This is a genomic window from Streptomyces tibetensis (assembly GCF_007655005.1).
Taxonomy (GTDB): Bacteria; Actinomycetota; Actinomycetes; order Streptomycetales; family Streptomycetaceae; genus Streptomyces; species Streptomyces tibetensis.
In genome coordinates this window covers 194,421-216,058 of the sequence record NZ_SZVW01000002.1, presented here as the reverse complement: position 1 = coordinate 216,058, position 21,638 = coordinate 194,421, and the positions used below count along the sequence as shown (strand labels likewise).

The 21,638-nt window shown below is 71.1% G+C and carries 17 protein-coding genes; 6 read left to right on the top strand and 11 right to left on the bottom strand.

What is annotated here, in order from left to right:
* Positions 1-228: 228 nt before the first annotated feature.
* Positions 229-1,011 carry a hypothetical protein gene (locus FDO69_RS03460; RefSeq protein ID WP_234387831.1) on the bottom strand — a complete coding sequence of 261 codons (783 nt, stop codon included), beginning with the start codon at positions 1,009-1,011 and terminating at the stop codon, positions 229-231.
* Between the two features lie 260 nt (positions 1,012-1,271).
* Between FDO69_RS03460 and FDO69_RS03455 the strand changes: the two genes are divergently transcribed.
* Positions 1,272-2,561, top strand: a complete 1,290-nt coding sequence (locus tag FDO69_RS03455; protein ID WP_104778097.1) for an MFS transporter — start codon at positions 1,272-1,274, stop codon at positions 2,559-2,561.
* Here FDO69_RS03455 and FDO69_RS03450 read toward each other — a convergent pair.
* The 9 genes from FDO69_RS03450 to FDO69_RS03410 all read right to left on the bottom strand — a co-directional run bounded on the left by FDO69_RS03450 (position 2,551) and on the right by FDO69_RS03410 (position 13,747).
* Positions 2,551-3,357 (bottom strand): ABC transporter permease, encoded by an 807-nt coding sequence (locus tag FDO69_RS03450; protein WP_104778096.1) that lies wholly within the window; start codon positions 3,355-3,357, stop codon positions 2,551-2,553. The genes FDO69_RS03455 and FDO69_RS03450 overlap by 11 nt on opposite strands.
* A 1-nt stretch (position 3,358) precedes the next feature.
* Positions 3,359-4,162: an ABC-2 family transporter protein gene (locus FDO69_RS03445; RefSeq protein ID WP_104778095.1), complete on the bottom strand. Its 804-nt coding sequence runs from the start codon at positions 4,160-4,162 to the stop codon at positions 3,359-3,361.
* Between the two features lies 1 nt (position 4,163).
* Positions 4,164-5,159, bottom strand: coding sequence for an ABC transporter ATP-binding protein (locus FDO69_RS03440; RefSeq protein WP_104778094.1), 996 nt, complete (start codon positions 5,157-5,159; stop codon positions 4,164-4,166).
* Between the two features lie 126 nt (positions 5,160-5,285).
* The gene (locus tag FDO69_RS03435) at positions 5,286-8,159 is read right to left on the bottom strand and encodes a glycoside hydrolase family 2 TIM barrel-domain containing protein (RefSeq protein ID WP_104778093.1); all 2,874 of its coding nucleotides are present in this window, start codon (positions 8,157-8,159) and stop codon (positions 5,286-5,288) included.
* A 12-nt stretch (positions 8,160-8,171) separates the two neighbouring features.
* Positions 8,172-9,056 carry a carbohydrate ABC transporter permease gene (locus tag FDO69_RS03430; RefSeq protein WP_104778092.1) on the bottom strand — a complete coding sequence of 295 codons (885 nt, stop codon included), beginning with the start codon at positions 9,054-9,056 and terminating at the stop codon, positions 8,172-8,174.
* The gene (locus tag FDO69_RS03425; protein WP_104778091.1) at positions 9,053-10,018 is read right to left on the bottom strand and encodes a carbohydrate ABC transporter permease; all 966 of its coding nucleotides are present in this window, start codon (positions 10,016-10,018) and stop codon (positions 9,053-9,055) included. Before FDO69_RS03425 ends, FDO69_RS03430 begins: the two co-directional genes overlap by 4 nt.
* Before the next feature lie 20 nt (positions 10,019-10,038).
* The gene (locus tag FDO69_RS03420) at positions 10,039-11,301 is read right to left on the bottom strand and encodes an ABC transporter substrate-binding protein (RefSeq protein WP_104778090.1); all 1,263 of its coding nucleotides are present in this window, start codon (positions 11,299-11,301) and stop codon (positions 10,039-10,041) included.
* A 220-nt stretch (positions 11,302-11,521) separates the two neighbouring features.
* On the bottom strand, positions 11,522-12,769 hold the full coding sequence (locus tag FDO69_RS03415; RefSeq protein WP_104778089.1) for an ROK family transcriptional regulator: 1,248 nt from the start codon (positions 12,767-12,769) through the stop codon (positions 11,522-11,524).
* A gap of 198 nt (positions 12,770-12,967) precedes the next feature.
* Complete coding sequence (locus FDO69_RS03410; RefSeq protein ID WP_104778088.1) at positions 12,968-13,747, bottom strand: ANTAR domain-containing protein; 780 nt, start codon at positions 13,745-13,747, stop codon at positions 12,968-12,970.
* A gap of 228 nt (positions 13,748-13,975) precedes the next feature.
* Here FDO69_RS03410 and FDO69_RS03405 point away from each other — a divergent pair, with 228 nt between their 5' ends.
* A complete protein-coding gene (locus FDO69_RS03405; RefSeq protein ID WP_104778087.1) occupies positions 13,976-14,326 on the top strand; it encodes a helix-turn-helix transcriptional regulator in 351 nt (116 codons plus the stop codon).
* A gap of 158 nt (positions 14,327-14,484) precedes the next feature.
* Here FDO69_RS03405 and FDO69_RS03400 read toward each other — a convergent pair whose 3' ends face one another.
* Positions 14,485-15,741 carry a D-arabinono-1,4-lactone oxidase gene (locus FDO69_RS03400; RefSeq protein ID WP_104778086.1) on the bottom strand — a complete coding sequence of 419 codons (1,257 nt, stop codon included), beginning with the start codon at positions 15,739-15,741 and terminating at the stop codon, positions 14,485-14,487.
* A gap of 178 nt (positions 15,742-15,919) precedes the next feature.
* Between FDO69_RS03400 and FDO69_RS03395 the strand changes: the two genes are divergently transcribed.
* From FDO69_RS03395 to rsgA, 4 genes are all read left to right on the top strand, one after another.
* On the top strand, positions 15,920-16,927 hold the full coding sequence (locus tag FDO69_RS03395; RefSeq protein ID WP_104778085.1) for a hydroxyacid dehydrogenase: 1,008 nt from the start codon (positions 15,920-15,922) through the stop codon (positions 16,925-16,927).
* Positions 16,928-17,054: 127 nt separating this feature from the next.
* Positions 17,055-18,374 (top strand): radical SAM protein, encoded by a 1,320-nt coding sequence (locus tag FDO69_RS03390; RefSeq protein ID WP_104778084.1) that lies wholly within the window; start codon positions 17,055-17,057, stop codon positions 18,372-18,374.
* Between the two features lie 235 nt (positions 18,375-18,609).
* Positions 18,610-20,100, top strand: a complete 1,491-nt coding sequence (locus FDO69_RS03385) for a cellulose-binding domain-containing protein (protein WP_104778083.1) — start codon at positions 18,610-18,612, stop codon at positions 20,098-20,100.
* 208 nt (positions 20,101-20,308) lie between these two features.
* Positions 20,309-21,415: a ribosome small subunit-dependent GTPase A gene (gene rsgA / locus FDO69_RS03380; protein ID WP_104778082.1), complete on the top strand. Its 1,107-nt coding sequence runs from the start codon at positions 20,309-20,311 to the stop codon at positions 21,413-21,415.
* Positions 21,416-21,638 lie beyond the last annotated feature (223 nt).

Below are 21,638 nucleotides of genomic sequence, written 5' to 3'. Positions count from 1 at the left end.
CCGGCCCGGAGTCCCGGCCCGGAGTCCCGGCCCGGAGTCCCGGCCCGGAGTCCCGGCCCGGAGTCCCGGCCCGGAGTCCCGGTCCGGCGTCCCGGTCCGGCGTCCCGGTCCGGCGTCCCGGTCCGGCGTCCCGGCCCGGCGTCCCGACCCGGAGTCCCGACCCGGAGTCCCGACTCGTCGGCGTCCCGGAACCCATCGGCGCCGACCGTGACCTCCAGCGCCGGTCCGTCACCGGTGGCGCAGGAGCTCCAGGTCCGTGCCCCAGGCGTCGAGGACCTGGTCGTGCCCTGCTCGGCGCGCCGCCTCCTCGATCCCGTTGAAGAGGGCGCGCTGGGAGGGCGGATCGCCGTCGGCCAGGACGCGCCGCAGGACCGGCAGGAGCCGGTTCGCGGCCCACCGGGGGTCGCCCAGCGGCTGCAGTTCGAGCTCCCACCGCAGGAACTTGTTGTAGGGCCGGACGCGGCGGTGCAGCGCGAAGAGCACCTCCAGGACGTATGGGACGCTCTCGGCGGCGTCCAGGTGACCCATGTCCGGGCGGTCGTCGCGGTAGCTCTTCAGCGAGCGGTAGGTCTGGTTGACGTAGGCGTCGAGCCAGCCGGCGACGGCGTCCCGGGCCTCGTCGACGCCGAGGGTGCGCTTGTCGTCGAGGATGTGGGCGACGGTCCCGTCCAGCCGGTCGAAGAGCACTTCGGCGTGGACGTAGGAGTACCGCGCGAAGCTGTCCGGCCGGCCGGGCATCCCACGGGTGCGGAACTCCGCCAGGGGGATGACGACGAGGTCGAGGTGGTCCGAGCGGAAGCGGTCGAGTGCGGCGAGGGCCGGCACGCTCTCGTCATGGACGACGACGTGCAGGTCGTAGTCGGAGTGGGCCGTCGGCATGCCGGCGTAGACCCTGGAGCCGCTGAGGACGAGCCCGACGACAGCGGGGTCGGCGGTCGCCCGTGAGGTGAACGCCCGCAGCGTCTCCTCGGGGGTCGCGCCGGGGACGGGGACGTGGTTGTCGCGCACCATGGTGATCTCTCCAGGCGGAAACGTCCGCGGCACGCGCGCAGGCGGCGGCCGCGGGTACGGATCGGTTCGCGTCCGCGGCGCCGGGGGAGCGCCGCCGGAGAGGTCACTGCACGCTGCCGAGACTACCCGTCCCGGTCCTCGGGCTCAGCCCGTCGGGCAGATCCGGCGCGGGCGGCGGGGCGCCTGCACGGCATCTCCCGGCCACCGCACAGCCCTAAGGTGGCCCGGGGGAAACGGGCCCGGGACACGGGGGAGGCGGCATGACGCACGGGGCGGCGCGGCGCGAGGACGAATCCGGCGGCTTCGCGGAGCCCCCCGACGACGGCTTACGCGAGGGGCGTCCGCTGTGGCGGCAGCGCGACTTCGGGATCTTCTGGGCCGCCCAGACCCTCTCCGTCCTCGGCGACTCGTTCGCGCTGATCGCCCTGCCCCTGCTGGTCCTGGAGGCCACCGGGTCCCTCGCGCGGATGGGTCTGCTGACAGCAGTGGGAGGGGCCGCGGCCGTCGTGGCGGCGGTGTTCGCCGGGGCGGTCGTGGACCGCGTGGACCGGCGCCGCCTGCTCATCGCCTGCGACCTGCTGCGCATGGGCCTGTACGGGGCCGTCCCGCTGGTGTGGCTGTTCGGCCCGCAGATCTGGCTGCTGTACGTGGTGCTGCCGCTGTGCGAGGCCGTCGGCATGCTGTTCGCCGTCGGCTACGTCACGGTCGTGCGCGGCCTGGTCGGCACCGAGCGGCTCACCGAGGCCAACGGGCGGCTCAACGCCACCGCCGCCGCTGCGGGTGTCCTCGGGCCGCTGTGCGCGGGGCTGGTCGCCGCGTGGTCCGGCCCGGCCGCGGCCGTCGGCGTGGACGCGGCCAGTTTCGGGGTGTCGGCGACGTGCCTGTTCTTCGTACGGTTCCGCCGACGCACTCCGGACGAACAGCCGGGCGAGCGCACCGGACTGTGGCGGGACCTGCGCACCGGCATCGCCTTCCTCCACGGCCACCGCGTGCTGCGCTCGCTCACCGTCCTGCTGTTCGTCTTCAGCTTCCTCACCCTCGGTATCCACGACCTGGTCATCTATCACCTCAGGCACGACCTCGGGCACGACGACGGCACCGTCGGCACCGTCATGGCGGCCGGCGCACTCGGCACCATCACCGGGGCCCTGCTCGCGGCCAGGATCCGCCGCCGCCTCGGCTTCGGGCCGACGTGGACCGGCTCGGTCGCGGGCTGCGGGCTCGCCTTCGCGGGTCTCGGCTGGGCCCGTGACGTGCCGGTCGTCGCGGCCCTGAGCGCCGCCTTCCTCGCCTGCGCCGCCGTGGGAGGCACCTGCTCGATGTCACTCCGTCAGGAAGTGACCCCGGAACACCTCCTGGGCCGGGTCACCTCCGCGTTCTGGACCCTGCACTACGCGGCGGCACCGATCGGTGCCGCCGTGCTGACCTGGGCCGCGGAGGTACGGGGCACGACGCCGGTCGCCCTGGCCGCCGGAGCGGCCTGCGTCCTGCTCGCCGGGGCGGCCCTGTTCACCCCGGTCCGCGGCGCGGGCCGGACCGTCAGCCGTTGATGCCGCTGTAGTGCCGCAGACTCCACCGCCACACCAGCCGCGCCGCCAGGTACGCCAGCAGTCCGAGCAGCGGTGAGGCCGCCGCGAGCCAGTAGGGGACTCCGGTCGAGTGGCCGTGGCCCGTCAGGACCGCCGCCGGGAAGTAGGCGACGAACGCGAGCGGGAGGCCGAAGGTGAGGAATCCGCCCACCGCCCTCGGCAGGACGTTCAGCGGGTAGCTGCCGAAGGTGCCGAGGAGTTCCTCCAGCCAGCGGCCCCACATGTCGGCGGCGGGGAAGCGCAGGGACGCACTGGCCACGACCGTGAACAGGGCGGCCTCCAGCAGCATGCCGCCGAGGACGGCCGCGATGAGGTAGGTGATCCGGCCCGTCGTCCAGTTAAGGTCGCTGCGGGAGAGCGCGCCCACCATCAGGCCCGCCGCCACCGTCAGGTCCCCGATGGCGTTGGTCGGGAAGAACGCCAGCTGAATCTGGCGGTGGACCGGCATCGGACGCATCAGGTAGATGTCGATCCGGCCCTCCTGGATCTGCCGGCCGGCCCAGTGCATGCGCCCCAGGAACAGCACGAACAGCCCGTGCGCCAGCATCCGCGTCGCCGGGATCAGCAGCACGTCGGAGCTGTCCCAGCCGCCCATCCCGGCGAACCGGGACAACAGCACCGTCGCGAACACGATCACCGACACCTGCCAGATCGCCCCGATCGCGATCATCAGCAGGAACTCGGTGCGGTACTCCAGCTGCGCGCGGAAGTTGAGCGCCGTCACGCGCCACACGATCCGCAGAGCCTTGAGCGACATCTCAGCCTCCCTGCGAGATCACGCGCCGGGCGGCCCGCCGCCACAGCAACCGGGTGAACAACGCCAGCGCCACGACCCACGCGGCCTGCACGGAGAGCTGGAACGCCGCGTCCGACAGCGGAACGCGCCCCACGTACAGCGACAGCGGCACGCTCAGCGTGGCCTGGAAGGGGAGGAAGGCGCTCATCGTCACGAACCAGTCCGGGAAGAACCACAGCGGCGCGTACACCCCGGACAGCAGGTTCTGCGCGAACAGCAGGATGAGCATGGCCGCGGTGTTGCGGACCGTCCAGAAGCACAACTGGTCCAGGACCAGCATCACGTAGTACAGGATCCACTGGCCCAGCAGCATGCTGAGCAGGAACACCCCCGCCACGGCGGGCGATCCGGGCGGCTCGACGAGGCCCGCGGCCAGGCAGATCGCGTACCCCGTCAACGCCCAAGCCAGGCCGTACAGTTGCTCGCCGGCGGCGCGCAGGGCGTAGTAGCGCTGCGGTGACAGCGGGCGCAGGTACCAGTAGACGATGGTGCCGAAGTGCATGTGCTGCAGGACCGTGTCCCGGCCCGCGTACTGGTCCAGCTCGCGCAGCCGGGACGCCAGGACCGCCAGTACGGCGTACGTGACCGCCTGGTCGCGGCTGAGCCCCGCGGTCGTGCCGGACTGCGCGTACAGGCCCCGCCACAGCGACCAGACCAGCACCACCTGCACGGCCAGCCGGAGGGCGACGGCGGTCATCCGGGGCGGTGCGTTCAGCTCGCCGAGCGGGGTGACCCGGGCGGCGCGCCAGGCATGGAGCACGGCCACCTCAGACCTCCCCGGCGTGCACGTAAGCGGCCCGCATCACGTCCTCGAGGTCCGCCTCGTCCAGCGCGATGTCCGTCACCTCGAACCGCTCGATCACCGCTTTCAGCGCCTGCTGGACGGTCGGCGCGTCCGGCCCGTCGGGGCCGAGGACGATCTGCGCGCCGGTGTGCCGCAGCAGGGTGGTGCCCGGCGGCGGTACGACCTCGGCGTCCGGCGATGCCAGCGTGGCCCGCACCTGCCAGGTCGAGCCGAACTTCCGGCGGATCTCGTCGAGCGTGCCGTCCAGCACCAGCCGGCCGTGGTTCACCAGCACGACCCGCTCGGCGAGCCGCTCGACCTCCGTCATGTCGTGCGTGGTCAGCAGCACCGTACGGCCGCGCTGTTCGACCTGGTACCGCAGGAACTCCCGCACCTGTTCCTTCACCACCACGTCCATGCCGATGGTCGGCTCGTCGAGGAACACCACCGGCGGGTCGTGGAGCAGGGCGGCGGCCAGATCGCTGCGCACCCGCTGGCCGAGCGAGAGATGACGGACCCGGGTGTCCCAGAACGAGGACAGCTCCAGAATCTCGTCGAAGTCCTTCAGCCGCGCGGTGTGTTCGGACTTGGGGACCTCGTAGATGTCCCGCAGGATCGCGAACGACTCGCGCACCGGCAGGTCCCACCACAACTGGGTGCGCTGCCCGAACACCGCGCCCACGTTACGGGCGTTGCGCTCCCGCTCCCGGTACGGCACCACGCCCGCGACCCGGGCCTCGCCGGACGTGGGCGTGAGGATGCCGGTGAGGATCTTGATGGTGGTGGACTTGCCGGCGCCGTTCGGCCCGAGCAGGGCGAGGAGTTCGCCCGCGGCCACGTCGAAGGTGATGTCGCAGACGGCGTGCTTGGCCACCCGCTCGGGGTTGACCAGGGAACGGACGGCGCCCGCGAACCCGGGGCGGCGGACGGTGGTGTGGAAGGTACGGGACAGCCCGCGGACCTCGATGGCGACACTCAACTGACCCACCAGCTTCCTTGCGGTGAACACAGTGGCGGCCGGTCGGCTGGGGGGCCGACCGGCCGCGGATGACACCCCGACACTGTCGGAATGTCGATCAATCGGTCAATCGATTAATCGCGTTTCTTACTCGGTGGTCGAGAACACGAACGAGAACTCCACCGGCTCCGCCTTCAGGAAGTACTGCGGCAGCGGACCCGGACCGCAGGACTGCGAGCCGATGCCGTGCAGCCCGTGGTCGAGGTTGACCCACACCGTGTCCCCGGCCGTGAGGTCGGTGCGGTGCCGGGCCGCGTCGAGCTGCTCGGTCGTCCAGCGCCGCGCGGTGAACCAGAACTCCGGGTCCCCCTCGATCCTGAGGCCGCCGAGCTCCACCCAGCGCACATCGGCACGGGCGCCGTTCTCCTGCGGACGGACGTACGGCGTCTGCAGCCCGTCCACCGTGGACTGCCAGCGACCCACCATGGACGCCGCCCTGGTGTCCGGGTAGGCCTCGCCGGGACCGCCGCCGAACCACTCCACCCGGTCCGCCTCCGGCAGCCCGAAGCGCACGCCGAGCCGGGGCAGCGGCACCGTCCAGTCGCCCTCCGGCGTCACGGACACGGTCAGCCGCAGCCGCTCGCCGTCGGACGTCCAGCGGTACACCGTGTCCAGACCCACCTCGCGGGCGGCGGGCGCCACCCGGGTCCGCACCGTCAGCGCGTCGTCGCCCGCCTCGACCGAGACCAGGCGGTGCCGCATCCGGTGCAGGCCGAGCGTGCGCCACAGCATCCCGTAGCGGGTGTCGGTCTGCCACTCGGCGCCGTCGTCGTTGTCGGTCGTCGCCCGCCACACGTCCAGCCGCGGTGCCGCGCCGACCGCCACCCCGCCGATCGACAGCAGCGCACCGGTACGGGCGTCGAACCCGGCCGGGCCGAGCGTGATCCGGTCGCCGTCCCGCACGGGCCGGTCGGTCGCGGGGATGGACGGCAGTGGCCGCGCCCCTGCCGCGAACTGGCCCCAGGCCACCACGTGCCCCTTCGCGGCCCAGGACGTGTCGTCCGCGAGCAGGGCCCGCACCGTCCACTGCCGCTCGCCGCCCCGGCCGTCCGCGGGCGGCTCCGGCAGCTTGACCTCGGCGCTCTCGCCCGGCGCGAGCGCCGGCACAGCGAGCGAACCCGACTCGACGGTCTCGCCGTCCACCTGGCACGACCACTCGAAGGCCAGCGCGGACAGGTCGGCGAAGTCGTGCTTGTTGGTGACCCACACGGCGCCGTTGGTGCCGTCGCCCTCGATCAGGACCGGCTCGATGACCTTCTTGTACTCGATCAGGCCCGGCGACGGCGTCCGGTCCGGGAAGATCAGGCCGTCGCACACGAAGTTGCCGTCGTGCAGCTCCTCGCCGAAGTCACCGCCGTAGGCATAGCCGAGCTCGGCGTGCTCGACGCCGTGGTCGATCCACTCCCAGATGAATCCGCCCTGGAGCCGCTCGTGCTTCTCGAACAGCTCCTGGTAGTCGGCCAGGCCGCCGGGGCCGTTGCCCATGGCGTGGCCGTACTCGCACTGGATGAAAGGCAGTTCGCGGCGCTTGTGGGTACCGCCGTCGAGCCGCTGCCCGATCCCCGCGACCTCCTCGTGGGAGGCGTACATCCGCGAGTAGACGTCCGTGTCGCGGCAGTTCCAGTCGCCCTCGTAGTGCACCAGCCGCTCGGGGTCGCGGCCGTGGATCCACTCGGCCATGGCGGTGAGCCCGCGGCCGGTGCCGGCCTCGTTGCCCAGCGACCAGAACACGATCGAGGGGTGGTTCTTGTCCCGCTCGACCATGCGCGCGGCGCGGTCCAGCAGGGCCGGTGTCCAGCGCTCGTCGTCGACCGGGTTGTCCCGCCAGTCCTGCTCGACGAAGCCGTGGGTCTCCAGGTCGCACTCGTCGATGACCCACAGGCCGTACTCGTCGCACAGGTCCAGGAAGGCCGGGTGCGGCGGGTAGTGCGAGGTGCGCACGGCGTTGAGGTTGTGCCGCTTCATCAGCAGCACGTCCTCGCGCATGGTCTCCAGGTCGAGCGCCCGGCCGTGCCGGGGGTGCCACTCGTGCCGGTTGACGCCCCGGAACAGGATCGCCCTGCCGTTGACCTTGACGAGCCCGTCCTCCAGGACGACGGTGCGGAAACCGATCCGCAGCGGTACCCGCTCACCCTCGGTGGCCAGCACGCCGTCGTACAGCCGCGGCGTCTCGGCGGTCCAGGGCTCGACGGCGACCGTGATCGGCTCGCCGGTCGCGACATCGATGCCCAGGGCCGGGACGGTCACCCGCCCCTCGACGTCGGAGTCGACGCGCAGGGTGCCCTCGCCGGTGGTGTGGTCGTAGGAGGCGTGGACGAAGAAGTCGCCCGGGCTGCCCGCCGGGCGGTGCAGCAGCGTCACGTCACGGAAGATGCCCGGCAGCCACCACTGGTCCTGGTCCTCCAGGTACGACCCCGCCGACCACTGGTGCACGCGCACGGCGAGCACGTTGCGGCCGGGCTTGAGCAGCTCACCGACCGTGAACTCGTGCGCGAGCCGGGAGCCCTTGAACTCGCCGAGCTCCGTGCCGTTCAGCCAGACGCGGGCGCACGACTCGACACCGTCGAAGCGCAGCACCGCTCCGCCGTCCGACGGCCAGTCGGTCGGCAGGTCGAAGACGCGCAGGTGGTCACCGGTCGGGTTCTCCGTCGGGACGTACGGCGGGTCCACCGGGAAGGGGTAGAGGTGATTGGTGTAGATCGGGGAGCCGAACGCCCCGTCGCCCTGGAGAACCCAGTGCCCGGGGACCGTGACCTCGGCCCAGTTCCCGGCGTCGTAGCCCTCCTCGGCGAACGACTCGTCCTCGGCGTCGGCGGTGGCCGACACCCGCAGGCGCCAGCTGCCGTTCAGCGACAGGGACCGCGCGTCGGAGGACGCGTACCAGGCGCGGGGCGGCAGGGCCCCGCTGCCCGGGGAGACGTCCTCGACGTAATCGACGGATGGGGTCGTGCGGTAAGACATCGGTCTCCTAGCTCAGCCCTTGATGCCGGTCTGTGCGATCCCCTGCACCAGCCAGCGCTGGAGGAAGAGGAAGACGAAGACCAGGGGCAGGATCGAGATGGCGGTGGCCATGAAGATCAGGTGGTAGTTGACGGTCTGGTTCGTCATATACGACGACAGTGCCACCTGGACTGTCCAGGCACTCGGATCCTGTCCGATGACCAGGGGCCACAGGAAGGCGTTCCAGCCGTTGATGAAGGTGATCGTGGCGATGGCGGCGAAGAAGTTCAGAGAGTTGGGTACGACGATCCGCCAGTACGCGCCCCAGTAGCCGAGCCCGTCCACCCGCGCCGCCTCCTCGAGCTCCTTCGGGAACCCCAGGAAGTACTGCCGGAACAGGAAGCAGGTGAAACCACTGAAGAGGCCCGGGATGATCAGACCCCGGTAACTGTCGACCCAGCCGAGGGACGAGACCAGCACGAAGCTCGGCACGAAGGTGACGGCCGTGGGAACCATCAGGGTCACCAGGACGGCGTAGAACACCTTGTTGGCGTGCTTGTACGGGATGCGGGCGAGGCCGTACCCGGCCATCGAGCAGATCAGCAGGATTCCCGCCGTGTGGAGGACGGCGACGACCACGGAGTTCCACAGGGACTGCGCGAAGTCGACGGTGACGTCGTCGAACGGTTCGGTGACGTTTCCCCACTGGATGGACGTGGGGAACCACTTCCAGGTCTCGCCCGTGATCTCCGGGTCCGTCATCAGCGCGTTGCGGACGATCAGATAGAAGGGGATCAGGAAGAGGAGGGCGGCGACGCCGGTCGCGATGTACAGACCGGTGCTGCCCATGACGCCGCCGCCGCGCTTGGCCTTGGCCGGCTTCGTCGCCTTGGTGATGTCGGGTGCCGTGGTGGTCACTTGGACTCCTCACCCCTTCCGAAGCCCATGATCTTGCCCTGGAGCAGTGTGACGACGCAGATGAGCAGGGTCAGCACGACCGCGCCCGCGCTGCCCGCGCCGTAGTTCTGGTTCTGGCCGAGGGCCATCTTGTAGAGCTCGACCAGCGGCGGCTGGCCCCAGGTGGCCTTGCCGAGCAGGTTGAAGAACTCGTCGAAGGCCTGGTAGGCGGCGACCAGCAGCAGCAGGATCACCGCGGTGGACGTGGCCCGCAGCTGTGGCAGCGTGATGTGCCGGAAGGTCTGCCAGCCCGGCTTGGCGCCGTCGATCGAGGCGGCCTCGTACAGCTCCCGCGGGATGTTCTGGAGCGCCGCGATGAAGAGGATCATGTAGAAACCCGACTGCAGCCAGAGGCGGACGGTCACGATGACCAGCCAGTACCAGGGCGGGTCGGGGTTGGCCAGCCAGGCGATGTTGTCGATGCCGAACCAGCCGAGGACGGTGTTGGCCAGACCGAAGCGGACGCCGTTGAAGATGGACATCTTCCAGATCAGTGCGGCGGCGACGTAGCTGACCGCGGTCGGCAGGAAGAACACCGACCGGAAGAACGCCCGCATGAACCGCAGCCGGTTGACCAGCAGCGCCAGCGCCAGCGAGAGGGCCCAGGTGGCGGGCACGATGAACGCGGCGAACACGGTGAACGTGACCAGCGAGTTCCGGAAGTTCGTGTCCGTAAGAATCTGCTTGTAATTGTCGAAGCCGACGAACTCGCTCGGCGTCACAGTGAAGCGTGCCTCGAAGAAGCTGAGCCAGATGCTCCAGCCGATCGGCACGAAGACGAAGATCACCAGGCCGATCAGGAACGGCCCGGTGAAGAGCCAGAAGTTGAAGGTGCTGCTCGCCTTCAGGCCCCGCCGCGGCCGAGGCCGGGAGACCTTGGCCGCGGCGGGCTGGGCGACCCCGCGTGTGGTGGTGGTCGACATGTCGAGATCCGTCCGGTGGTCTATCCGAAGAGCTTCTTGAGTTCGGCGTTGACCTTCTTCTCGCAGGCGTCGAGCTGGGCCTTCGGGTCACCGTCCTTGCGGATGGTGTTGGCGATCACGTCCCAGAACGCGGCGATCATGGCTTGGGTCCAGCCGATGTTGTCGAAGTGGCCGAACTCGTTGAAGAGCTTGACGCCCTCGGCCGGCAGGCCGGACTTCAGCTTGGTCGCGGACGCGGCGAGCGAGGTGCGCGGCGGGATGTGGAAGCCGTAGGAGGTGGCGAAGTCCTCCTGGTACTTCTTCTGGTCGATCCACAGCCACTTGACGTATTCCTTGGCCGCCTCGACGTTCTTGCTCTTGGCGTTGACGAACATCGACCAGCCGCCGTTGTAGACCGACTGCCTGCCGGCCGAGCCGACCTTCGGGAAGGGGAAGATGCCGATGTCGTCGCCGAGCGCCTTCTGCATGGCCGGCATGGCCCACATGCCACACCACTGGATCGCCGTAAGGCCCTGGATGAAGGCGCTGGGATCCCACGAGTCGGCGGGGGCGTCGAGGAGCAGGTTGCCGCTGGTGAACAGGCCACGCATCTGCTTGAGGCCCTCGGCGACCGCGTCGGTGTTGAAGGCGGGCTTGTTGTCGGCGGTGAGCGTGTCGGCGCCGGCCGACCAGATCAGCGGGCGGTCGATCGAGGTCAGGTCGTTGCCGAGGAAGATGCCCTTGACCTTGCTGGTGGTCAGCTTGTCGGCGGCCTCGATCAGCTCTTCCAGGGTGGTCGGCACCTCGACCCCGGCCTTCTTGAACAGCGACGGCCGGTAGAAGAGGAACTGCGGGTCGTCGATCATCCGGACGCCGTATATCTTGCCGTCGACCGTGTGCGACTTGATGTCGGCCTGGTTGAAGTCGTCCTTGACCGGCTCGATGATGTCCGTGAGGTCGGCCACCTGGCCGCTCTTGACGAGCTGGATCTGCGGGTGGAACTCGAAGACGTCCGGCGCGTTCTTGGTGAGCAGCGCGGCGAAGAGCTTCTGCTCGTAGTTGTTGCCGGTGATCCACTGCGTGGTGACGTCGGCGTCCTTGTAGTCCTTCGCGTACCGCTTCACGGCCTGCTCGACACCGGCCTCGCCGTACGCGTGGAAGTACTGGACGAGGCCGTCGCCCGACCCGCCGCCGCTCCGGCCGGTGTTGCTGCCGCACGCGGCGAGTCCGCCCGCGGCGGCCAGGCCCATCGCGGCCCGCAGTACGTTCCGGCGGTCCCAGTTCATGTTGCTCGATGCCGACATGCTGACGTCCTTGTCTCGAGTGCGGCTGCGGCTCTGCGGCTCACTGCCTGATGGCTCACGGCCCGAAGGCTCGCGCCAGATGGCTCAAAGAGAGGTGCGGTGCGGGACGCTAGAGCTTCGGCTAAGGCTTCGGCAAGGGGTTGGACGAAGTCTGTGCGAAGCGTTGTATCCCGTTCGTGATTTCGAACGCGAAGGCGGAGTGGAGGAGTTGGTTCCGCCGTTACGAGGGTGGGGTGGTGGTACGGCTCCTCACGGGGGCGGTGCGTTTGCCGTTCTTCTGCCCGACGGTCTGCAGCGCGCCTTCGAGCGCGAACGTCGCCGCACCGAGGCACACCGGGTCGGTGGGGATCGGGGAGAGGACGACCTCGGTGGCGGCCAGCGGCCGTGGCAGCGCGTGCCGGGTCACGGCCTCGCGCACCTCGTGCAGCAGCGGCTCGCCCAGGGTGCGGGCGACCCAACTGCTCAGCACGACGATCTCGGGGTTGAACAGGTTGACGAGGTCCGCGACGCCGGCGCCCAGATAGCGGGCGGTCTCGTGGACGACCCGGCGCGCCACGGGGTCGTCCGCCGCGACCCCGCGGGCCAGGGCGTCGATGGTCGCCGTCTGGTCCTCGGCGTGCAGCAGCGCGCTGTCGGGAGCGATCTCGCGCAGGTTCAGCATGATGCCGCGCGCTCCGATGTACGTCTCCACGCACCCGTGGTTGCCGCACCGGCACAGGCGTCCGTCCAGCACCATCGTGGTGTGGCCCCACTCGCCGGCGCTGTTGCTGACCCCTCGGTGCAGTCCGCCGCCCAGGACGAGACCGGCGCCCACGCCGGTGCCCAGGTTGACCACCACGGCGTTCCCGCGCCCGCGGGCGGCCCCGAACCACAGCTCGGCGACCGCGCTGGCGCGCAGCGGGTTGTCCAGGTACAGCGGGTAGGCGATGTGCTCGGTGAGCAGGTCGAGGAGCGGTACGTCGTGCCAGTCCCAGTTGGGCGCGTACTCGGAGACGCCGGTGGCGCGGTCCACCTGCCCCGGCACGCTCACGCCGACCCCCAGTACCCGGGCGCCCTCGATGCCGGCCTGCGTGACGACCGAGCCGACGGCGGTGACCACGTGGCCGACCACCTGCTCGGGCAGGCTCTCGCCGGGCCGGACGTCCTCCTCGGCGCGGGCCAGCACGTTCAGTCCGAGGTCGAACAGCTCCACATGGACGTACGTCTCGGCGATGTCGACGCCGATCAGTGCGCCGCCCGAGGCGTTGACCGCGACCAGGCCCCTGGGGCGGCCGCCCGCCGAGTCCTCGAAGCCGACCTCGGTGATCATGCGCAGGTCGAGCAGCTCGCCGACGAGGGTGGCGACCGTCGCGAGGCTGAGCCCCGTGGCCGCTGCCAGCTCCTGCCGGGACGTGGGTGACTCCGCGATGATCTGGCGCAGCACCTCGTAGCGGTTCGCGGTGCGGATGTCACGTGATGTGCGCTTCACCGGGGTGCCCCATTCCTTCCCAGACCGGCCGGGCCGGATCGACGTCGGCACCGGCGCGGCGCAAGGCTATGGGCTGCCGGGACTTTCGACAAGGGGTTTGGAAAGGGGCTTTATAAAGTCCCGCCCGGTAAGGGCCGGTGACGGCCGACCGTGGCCTGACCATGATGCCTCAGTGCGGGTGCTCCGGCCCCCGGCGGGTCAGTCCCGCTGCTCGGCCGGACCGCCCGTGGGGTACGCCCCCACCTCGTCCCGGCGGTCCGTGTCGGCGATCGCGGCGCCCAGCTGCCGCTGCACCTGCTCCGGCAGCGTCGTGCCGCGTACGGTGCCCACCAGGTCCCGGGCCAGATCGTGCAGTTTGGTGTTGGTGTTCTGGGAGGTCCTGACCAGCACGCTCCAGGCCGCCTCGGGGGTCAGCCCGAAGGAGGCCATCAGGATGCCGCGGGCCAGGTCGATGGTGGGCCGGGTCTGCATGGCGCGGCGCAACTGGGCGACTTCGGCGCGCAGATCCTTGCCGTCCTCCTCCGGCGGGGCCGTGCCGGACGGTGCTGTGCCGGACGGTGCTGTGCCGGACGGGGTCGTGGCGGACGGTGCTGTGCCGGACGGGGTCGTGGCGGACGGGGCCGTGCCGGACGGGGCTGTGCCGGACAGAGCCGGGGGTGCGTCGTCGTCCGGCCGGCCGGAGTCCGTCAACGTCTCCCGCGTGCCGGTCAGGTCGAGGACGCGCTCGACCGCGACCCCGCAGGACCGGACGATGACCGACTTGCCCTGGTCGACGGCGCGGGCGTGCAGGTCCAGCAGTGCGTTGAGGCCGGCACAGTCGCAAAATCCGACGGCGTCCAGACACAGGTCGATGCCGCCGCCCGACAGGGCGAGCATGTCGTACAGCTCGGGCAGCAACCGCCGGCTGCCCAGGTCCAGTTCACCCCACATCGTCACGGTCATCCGGTCGCCGTCCGCAACGACGTCCATGGTCGCCATGCAGGGCGGGATCGCCGTCGGTGCGCAGTCGTCCGCCGCGGGTGCGGCGTCCTCTCGGGTGTGAGACCGCGCAGAGTACGCAGGCTCCGGCATGGCCCTGTTCTCCCTCGTCCGTTCGCCTTGCCTCCGCTTCCAGCGTTGCCCCTCTACCCCATGCCCGTCAACCAATACATGAAATGCAGTACGTGTTTTTGGGTGCGTGAATGTCCTGTCGCTAGAGTTGGGCGCATGGATGGAGTGCCCGAGCCACACACCGGATGGACCTTCCTCACCAACCATGCGCGCGTGCTGGCCGCCATTGCCGACAATCACAGTGCCCGTATCCGGGACATAGCGGCCCACTGCCGGCTCACCGAACGAGCCGTGCAGAAGATCATCGCCGACCTGGAGCAGGACGGATACCTCTCCCACACCCGGGAGGGGCGCACCAACACGTACCGGATCGACCCGGGCAAGGTACTGCGCCACCCGGCCGAGGCGGGGCTGACCGTGGCGTCCCTGATGTCCCTGCTCGTCAAGGACGAGGTCGACCGCGCCGCGATCTCCGCCACCCGCACCCGCCCGCACGCCACGACGTGACCACGGGGGCACCCGCCCGCCGTGGCCGGCCGCACGCCACGACCTGACCGGCCCCCCCCGCACACGCCACGGACGACGGGGCGAGCCGCCGCCCCTGGGCGACCGGCAGGCCCCCGCCGCCCTCGGTGACCGGCAGGCCCCCGCCGCCCTCGCCTCGCCTACGCCCGCGCGAGCACGTCCCGCACGAAGGCGTTGGCGAACTTCCCCCGCGGGTCCAGGTCCTGCGTCAGCGTGCGGAAGTCGCAAAGGCGCGGGTACAGCTCGCGCAGGTCGGAAGCGGGCAGGGTGAAGACCTTGCCCCAGTGCGGGCGGGCCTCGAAGGGGGCCAGTGCCGCCTCGACCCGCCGCACCACCGGCAGGACCGCCCGCGTGTCCTCGACCCACGTGAAGTGCGCCGCGACGGTGTCCCGCCCGTGCGAGGGGCTCAGCCACTGGTCGTCACCGGCGACCGTGCGGACCTCGCAGGTCTGCAGGACGGGGGCGACGTGCTCCCGGATCGCGTCGAGCGCGTGCAGCATCTCCACGGCATGCCCGCGCGGCAGCAGGTACTCCGACTGCAGCTCCGCCCCGCTGCTCGGCACGAACTCCGCCCGGAAGTGCGGAAGCCGCTGGTGCCACGGCCCCGGCACACCGAACTGCTCCGTGCAGTTGACCGCGGGCATGCCCGGCACCGGGTGCATCTTCTCCGTGGCGGGAGCGGCCCAGGGGAAGGCGGGCAGCGGCTGGTCCGTACGCCGCTTGAGCCACACCTGCCCGAAGCCCGGCTCGCGCCAGTCGGTGAACAGGCTGACGCTGTACCCCGTCGCCATCACCGTCTCGAACACCCCGGAGTCCAGGCCCTCCAGGGGCAGTCCGGTGAACACGTGCTGCTCGACCTCGTAGGCCGGCTCCAGGTCCAGGGTGAGCGCGGTGACGACGCCGAGCGCGCCGAGTGAGGTGACGGCCCCGCCGAACCGCTCCTCGTCCCGCCCTATGGTCACCACCGAGCCGTCGGCCGTGACCAGCTCCACCTCGCGCACGGAGGCCGAGAGCGGACCGTTGAGCACCCCCGAGCCGTGCGTGCCGGTCGCGACCGACCCGGCCACCGAGATGTGCGGCAGGGAAGCCATGTTGTGCAGCGCGAGTCCCTGCCCGTGGACCCGGCGGGCCAGTTCCGCGTAGCGCACACCGCCGCCGACCCGGACCGTCCGGGCCACCGTGTCGACCTCCACCTGCGGGGGCAGGTCCGCCAGCGACACCAGGACGCCCTCGGGGCCGGGTTCGGCGATCTCGTTGAACGAGTGCCCGCTGCCCAGGACCCGCACCCGGTCGCTGTCCGCGACGAGCGCTCGCAGCGCGGTCGACGAGGCGGGCCGGTGCAGTTCCTTGGCCGCGTAGGTGATGTTGCCCGCCCAGTTGGTCACGGTCCCGTTCATCCGTCGTCCTTCCCCGAGGCAGCGGGGACAGGAAAGCCCCCGGGGCGGAACCTACCCCGGCCCGGGGTCCATTGCCGCCGCCGTCCGGACCGGCCTACGGTAGGGACGGTAGAGAGCGGTTTCTACATGGGGTGCGGGAGCTGTTCCACAGCGCCCCCCGAGCCGGAAGGTCACCTCCTTGAGCCAGCGCCCCCAGGCACTGTTCGCCCTGGACGCCGAGAACGTGCCGCAGGTCTTCCCGCCCGAGGTGCTGGCGCGGCTGCAGAAGTCCGTGGACATCGATCCGGGCCTCGTGGTCCGGGACTTCACCGACCCGCGGGTCCTCGGTGCGCTGGCCCGGACGGAGGTCCTGGTGACCGGCTGGGGCTGCCCCCGGATCGACGAGACGGTGCTCGACGCCGCTCCCCGGCTGCGGGCGGTGCTGCACTCGGCAGGATCCGTGAAGTCCTTCGCCACCCACGCCCTCTGGGAGCGGGGCATCGCCGTCTCCTCGGCGGCCGCCGCCAACGCGCTGCCGGTCGCCGAGTACACCCTCGCCATGATCCTGCTCGCCGGGAAGGACGTCCTCGCCGCCCGCGACCGGATGCGCACCGAGCGCACCTCCGCGGGCTGGGGCGTCATCCCCGGCATCGGCAACTACGGCCGCCGGGTCGGCGTCATCGGCGCCTCCCGCATCGGCAGCCGCGTCCTGGAACTGCTCCGCCCCTTCGATCTGCGGCCGGTCCTCACCGACCCCTACGTCGACGAACGCCGGGCCGCCGCGCTCGGAGTCCCCCTGCTGCCCCTGGACGAGTTGCTGCGCACGTCCGGCATCGTCACCGTGCACGCCCCCGAGACGTCCGAGACCCACCACATGATCGGCCGCCGTGAGCTGGCCCTGATGCCCGACGGGGCGGTGCTGATCAACACCGCGCGCGGTGCGCTGGTCGACCACGACGCCCTCGTGGCGGAACTGCGCACCGGGCGCCTGACCGCGATCCTCGACGTCACCGACCCGGAGCCGCTCCCCGCCGACTCGCCCCTCTACGACCTGCCCGGCGCCTTCGTCACCCCCCACCTCGCCGGCTCCCAGGGCAACGAGCTGGCCCGGCTCGGACTGACGGTCGCGCAGGAGGCGGAACGGCTGCTGGCCGGAGAGGAACCGGCGTACGCGGTCGACTGGGCGGCGCTGGAGCGTGAAGCCTGACGATCACCCCAGGACAGAGGGTGATGAACAGGGCATTGCACCGGCTCGGGGGGACCCGGGTACCGGCTCCGCGCACCCAGGGGCATACCGTGAGGAGTCGTACGTCCGAACCGGGAGGAGAGACGGGATGGGCAGCCGTACCGCGCTGGTCGAGGATCTGATGGAGCGGTTCCCGCATGTACCGCGGGAGGCCGTCTTCAAGGAGGACCTGCTCCGCGGCGGCGTCGCCTTCGACCCCTCCGCGCTCAGCGACAACGAAGGCGGCGAGGTCAAGCCGAAGTCGTACTTCATCTTCTCCTTCGACCACGGCACCCTGCCCGAACTGGGCGAGGCCGCACTGCGCCGGCCGCCCGAGGAGATCATCCTCACCGGCGGCCCCTACGACCTGCGGCGCACCGTCGTCTCGGTCCGGGTGAACCCGTCGTCGCCGTACCGCGTCGCCGCGAACGAGGACGGCATGCTCGGCCTCTACCTCGACGGCAAGCGCATCTCCGACGTGGGCGTGCCGCCGATGCCGGAGTACTACCGCCACAAGCTCTCCAACGGAAAGTCGGTCATGGAGGTGGCCCCCACCATTCAGTGGGGCTACCTGATCTACCTGACCGCGTTCCGCGTCTGCCAGTACTTCGGCGCCAAGGAGGAGTGCCAGTACTGCGACATCAACCACAACTGGCGCCAGCACAAGGCGGCCGGGCGCCCCTACACGGGTGTGAAGGACGTCGACGAGGTCCTCGAGGCGCTCGACATCATCGACAAGTACGACACCGCGAAGGTGTCCACCGCGTACACGCTCACCGGTGGCGCGATCACCTCGAAGGTCCAGGGCCTGGACGAGGCGGACTTCTACGGGCGCTACGCCAAGGCCATCGAGGAGCACTTCCCCGGCCGCTGGATCGGCAAGGTCGTCGCCCAGGCGCTGCCCAAGGACGACGTGCAGCGCTTCAAGGACTACGGCGTGCAGATCTACCACCCCAATTACGAGGTGTGGGACGAGTACCTGTTCAAGATGTACTGCCCCGGCAAGGAGCGGTACGTCGGCCGGGACGAGTGGCACAAGCGGATCCTCGACTCGGCCGAGATCTTCGGCGCGCGCAACGTCATCCCCAACTTCGTGGCGGGCGTGGAGATGGCCGAGCCGTTCGGCTTCAAGACGGTCGACGAGGCCATCGACTCCACCACCGAGGGCCTGCGCTTCTTCATGTCGCACGGCATCACGCCCCGCTTCACCACCTGGTGCCCGGAGCCCACGACGCCGCTCGGCAAGGCCAACCCGCAGGGTGCGCCGCTGGAGTACCACATCCGCCTGCTCCAGGCCTACCGGCAGACCATGGAGGACTTCGGTCTCTCCTCGCCCCCCGGCTACGGCCCGCCCGGCGCCGGCAACGCGGTCTTCTCGGTGAGCTCCTTCATGGACAGCCTCCCGGCCGACGCACCCACCGCCGTTTGATAACGCTTCGATGACATCGCCCCGTGTGGCGACACGGGATTGAGTCGCAGGGCGGCCGCATCCGTATGGCACTCCGAGACCGGAGTCATGGGGTGCGGCCGCCCTGTCGTGATATCTGAACAGGGCGCTTGTCAGTTGTGTGGGTGGCGTGAAAAGCTCTCCCCCTGCCGCGAGGTTCCCCCCAACTCCAATGCCGATGTGGTGAGTTGACCTCGCTTGTGGATGCAGGAGACTCATGCCCGACCTGCCGACCCCTCAGGACGCCACCGAGGCAGCGCTGTTCTCCGAGTGCTGGGACGCGGTCCTCGCGTACGCGGACCTGTGCACGTCCGGTTCCACGGCCGCCGCGCAGCTCGGCCGTGAGGCGTTCGCACACGGCGTGCGCGAGGCCCGAGCCGCCGAGGCCGGCCAGGTCCGCGGCACCGCCCGGCGCCCGGCGCGGCTGCCCCGCATACCCCTGCTGCTGACCTCCGTGCGCACCACGGCCGCGGCCTGGGAGGAGGAGGGGCAGGGCCACAAACTCGACCCCGACCTGCGCCTGTGGCTCAACTCGGACGCGGCCGCCCGCTACACCGGCCCGCCCCTGCAGCGCCCGCTCGCGCTGCGCGGCCTGCGCGATCTGCAGCAGCCGGACGCCGAACTGCTCTGGTTCGCCGAGGTGGAGGCGCTGCCGCTGCCCCTGGTCGCCCGCCGCCTCGGACTCGATCCGGCCGGCGTCGCCGAGGAACTCCAGCAGGTGCGCACCCTGTTCCGGGACCGCTGCCACCGCAACCACCTCGACACGCCCATGGACGGTCGGTGCCGCAGCTACGCCCGGCTGCTCGACGCGGTCACCCGCTCCTCCGCCGCCGAGGCTCCCGGTGACCTCTCCCGGCACCTCGCCACCTGCGTGCAGTGCGCCGAGGCCGCCGCCTGTCTGCGCCTGCACGGCGGCGCCCTGCCCGGGGCGCTGGCCGGCGGGGTGATCGGCTGGGGAGGCCTCGCCTACCTGGAGCGCCGCCGCCGCGCCGCCGAGGTGCGGCTCGGTGCCGGCCGGCCCGGCTCGACCGGCCGGGCGGGCGCAGAGCCGGAGGACGGCGAGCAGAAGGCGCGCGTCGCCCGCAACGGACTCCTCGTCGCCGCGGTCCTGGTCTCCGTACTGGCCCTCGGGGTCTCCCTGATGCCCTTCGGCGGCGACGGCGACGACCTCGGCGCACCCGGCGTCGACCGGCAGCCGGTGGCCGACAGCGCTCCGCCCCTGCCGTCCGTCCCCTCCCTGCCGCCCGCGACCTCGAAGCCGGCCGACCGGAACACCCCGACCTCGAAGCAGCCGGACAAACCCCGCAAGCCCGAGGACAAGAACCGCCACACCGAACCGCAGGGCACCTCATCGCCCACCGGCCGGGCCGAACCCGACGAGAACGAGGACCCCGTCTGCCGGGTCGAGTACGACCTGGTCAACCAGTGGCCCGACGGCTTCCAGGCCACCGTCACCGTCACCAGCACCCGGCCCCTCGACGCCTGGCGCGTCGTCTGGTCCTTCCGGGACGGCCAGCAGGTCGGCCAGATGTGGGACGCCTCCGTCTCCCAGGACGGCTCCCGCGTCAGCGCCACGGCCGCCGACTACAACAAGTCGGTCCCCGCGGGCGGCGACCTGGCCTTCGGCTTCCTGGCCTCCTGGCGCGGCGAGAACTCCCCGCCGTACGACTTCGAGTTGAACGGCCACACCTGCGTGAAAAGCGGTTGACGCACCCGCGCCCCGGCGGGATACCGTGACGTCGGTTCCGCGCACACCGCGGTCCCGCGCAGAGAAGAACCGAGCGACGAGGAGGTGTCGACCGATGGCTGTCATTGCGATGAGCGCTGCCCGCAACCAGTTCATGAAGTCCACCTCCATGGCCGCCGGCTGATCCGACCGACTGTCGGACCGGGGGCCGACCTCGGAAGGGTCACCCTTGTCTTCCTCCTCTGCTTCATCCGTTTCCTCCGCGCTCGCTCCCTACGGCTGGGACGAGGCCTGGGCCGAGGCGTTCGCCCCGTACGAGGCCGACGGGCTGCTGCCCGGCCGGGTCGTGCGGGTCGACCGCGGGCAGTGCGACGTCGTCACCGCCGACGGCATGCTGCGCGCCGACACCGCGTTCGTCACCCCGCACGACCCCCTGCGGGTGGTGTGCACCGGCGACTGGGTCGCCGTCGAACCCGGTGGGAACCCGCGCTACGTCCGCACCTGCCTGCCGCGCCGCACCGCCTTCGTCCGCTCCACCTCCTCCCAGCGGTCCGAGGGACAGATCCTCGCGGCCAACGTCGACCACGCCGTCATCGCCGTGTCCCTCGCGCTCGAACTGGACCTCGGGCGCATCGAGCGCTTCCTCGCCCTCTCCTGGGAGTCCGGGGCCCAGCCCGTCGTCGTCCTCTCCAAGGCCGACCTCGTGCCGGACGCCGTGACCCTCGCGCACCTCGTCCAGGACGTGGAGACGACCGCGCCCGGCGTGCCGGTCGTGCCCGTCAGCTCCCACGACGGCGACGGACTCGACGTGCTCGCCGCGATCGTCGGCGGCGGGACGTCCGTGCTGCTCGGGCAGTCCGGCGCGGGCAAGTCGACCCTCGCCAACGCGCTGCTCGGCGAGGACGTCATGGACGTCCGGGCCACCCGCGACGTCGACGGCAAGGGCCGCCACACCACCACCACGCGCAACCTGCTCCTCCTGCCCGGCGGGGGCGTCCTGATCGACACCCCGGGGCTGCGCGGCGTCGGCCTGTGGGACGCCGAGACCGGCGTCGGGCAGGTGTTCTCCGAGATCGCGGAACTGTCCGAGCGGTGCCGCTTCCACGACTGCGCCCACGAGGCGGAGCCGGGATGCGCCGTGCTGGCCGCCGTCGACAGCGGCGAGCTGCCGCAGCGGCGGCTGGAGAGCTATCGCAAGCTGTTGCGGGAGAACCAGCGCATCGTCGCCAAGACCGACGCCCGCCTCCGGGCCGAGATCCGCAGGGACTGGAAGCGGAAGGGGGCGATCGGCCGTGCCGCGATGGAGGCGAAGCGGGGAGCGCACTGGCGCGCGTGAGGATCGCGCCTCGTGCCGCGCGGGTGCCCTCACGGTCGTGAGGGTCTCGCCGCCCGCCGCACGGACACCTGGTGCTCGCGCGGTCTCACGGCCGCCGCAACGGCTGCCCTGGCGGGCGTGAGGGGCTCGCCCCGCGGGTGCCCCGGTGGTCGGTCATGGGGGTCTCGCGGCCACCGCACGGACCTGGTGCCGCGCGGTCTCACGGCCGCCGCACGGCTGCCCT

Bases quoted from the DNA above. Each gene is read 5' to 3' on its own strand.
- FDO69_RS03460 (WP_234387831.1), bottom strand. From the start codon at position 1,011: ATGGTGCGCGACAACCACGTCCCCGTCCCCGGCGCGACCCCCGAGGAG.
- FDO69_RS03455 (WP_104778097.1), top strand. From the start codon at position 1,272: ATGACGCACGGGGCGGCGCGGCGCGAGGACGAATCCGGCGGCTTCGCG.
- FDO69_RS03450 (WP_104778096.1), bottom strand. From the start codon at position 3,357: ATGTCGCTCAAGGCTCTGCGGATCGTGTGGCGCGTGACGGCGCTCAAC.
- FDO69_RS03435 (WP_104778093.1), bottom strand. From the start codon at position 8,159: ATGTCTTACCGCACGACCCCATCCGTCGATTACGTCGAGGACGTCTCC.
- FDO69_RS03425 (WP_104778091.1), bottom strand. From the start codon at position 10,018: ATGTCGACCACCACCACACGCGGGGTCGCCCAGCCCGCCGCGGCCAAG.
- FDO69_RS03420 (WP_104778090.1), bottom strand. From the start codon at position 11,301: ATGTCGGCATCGAGCAACATGAACTGGGACCGCCGGAACGTACTGCGG.
- FDO69_RS03410 (WP_104778088.1), bottom strand. From the start codon at position 13,747: ATGGCGACCATGGACGTCGTTGCGGACGGCGACCGGATGACCGTGACG.
- FDO69_RS03405 (WP_104778087.1), top strand. From the start codon at position 13,976: ATGGATGGAGTGCCCGAGCCACACACCGGATGGACCTTCCTCACCAAC.
- FDO69_RS03400 (WP_104778086.1), bottom strand. From the start codon at position 15,741: ATGAACGGGACCGTGACCAACTGGGCGGGCAACATCACCTACGCGGCC.
- FDO69_RS03390 (WP_104778084.1), top strand. From the start codon at position 17,055: ATGGGCAGCCGTACCGCGCTGGTCGAGGATCTGATGGAGCGGTTCCCG.
- FDO69_RS03385 (WP_104778083.1), top strand. From the start codon at position 18,610: ATGCCCGACCTGCCGACCCCTCAGGACGCCACCGAGGCAGCGCTGTTC.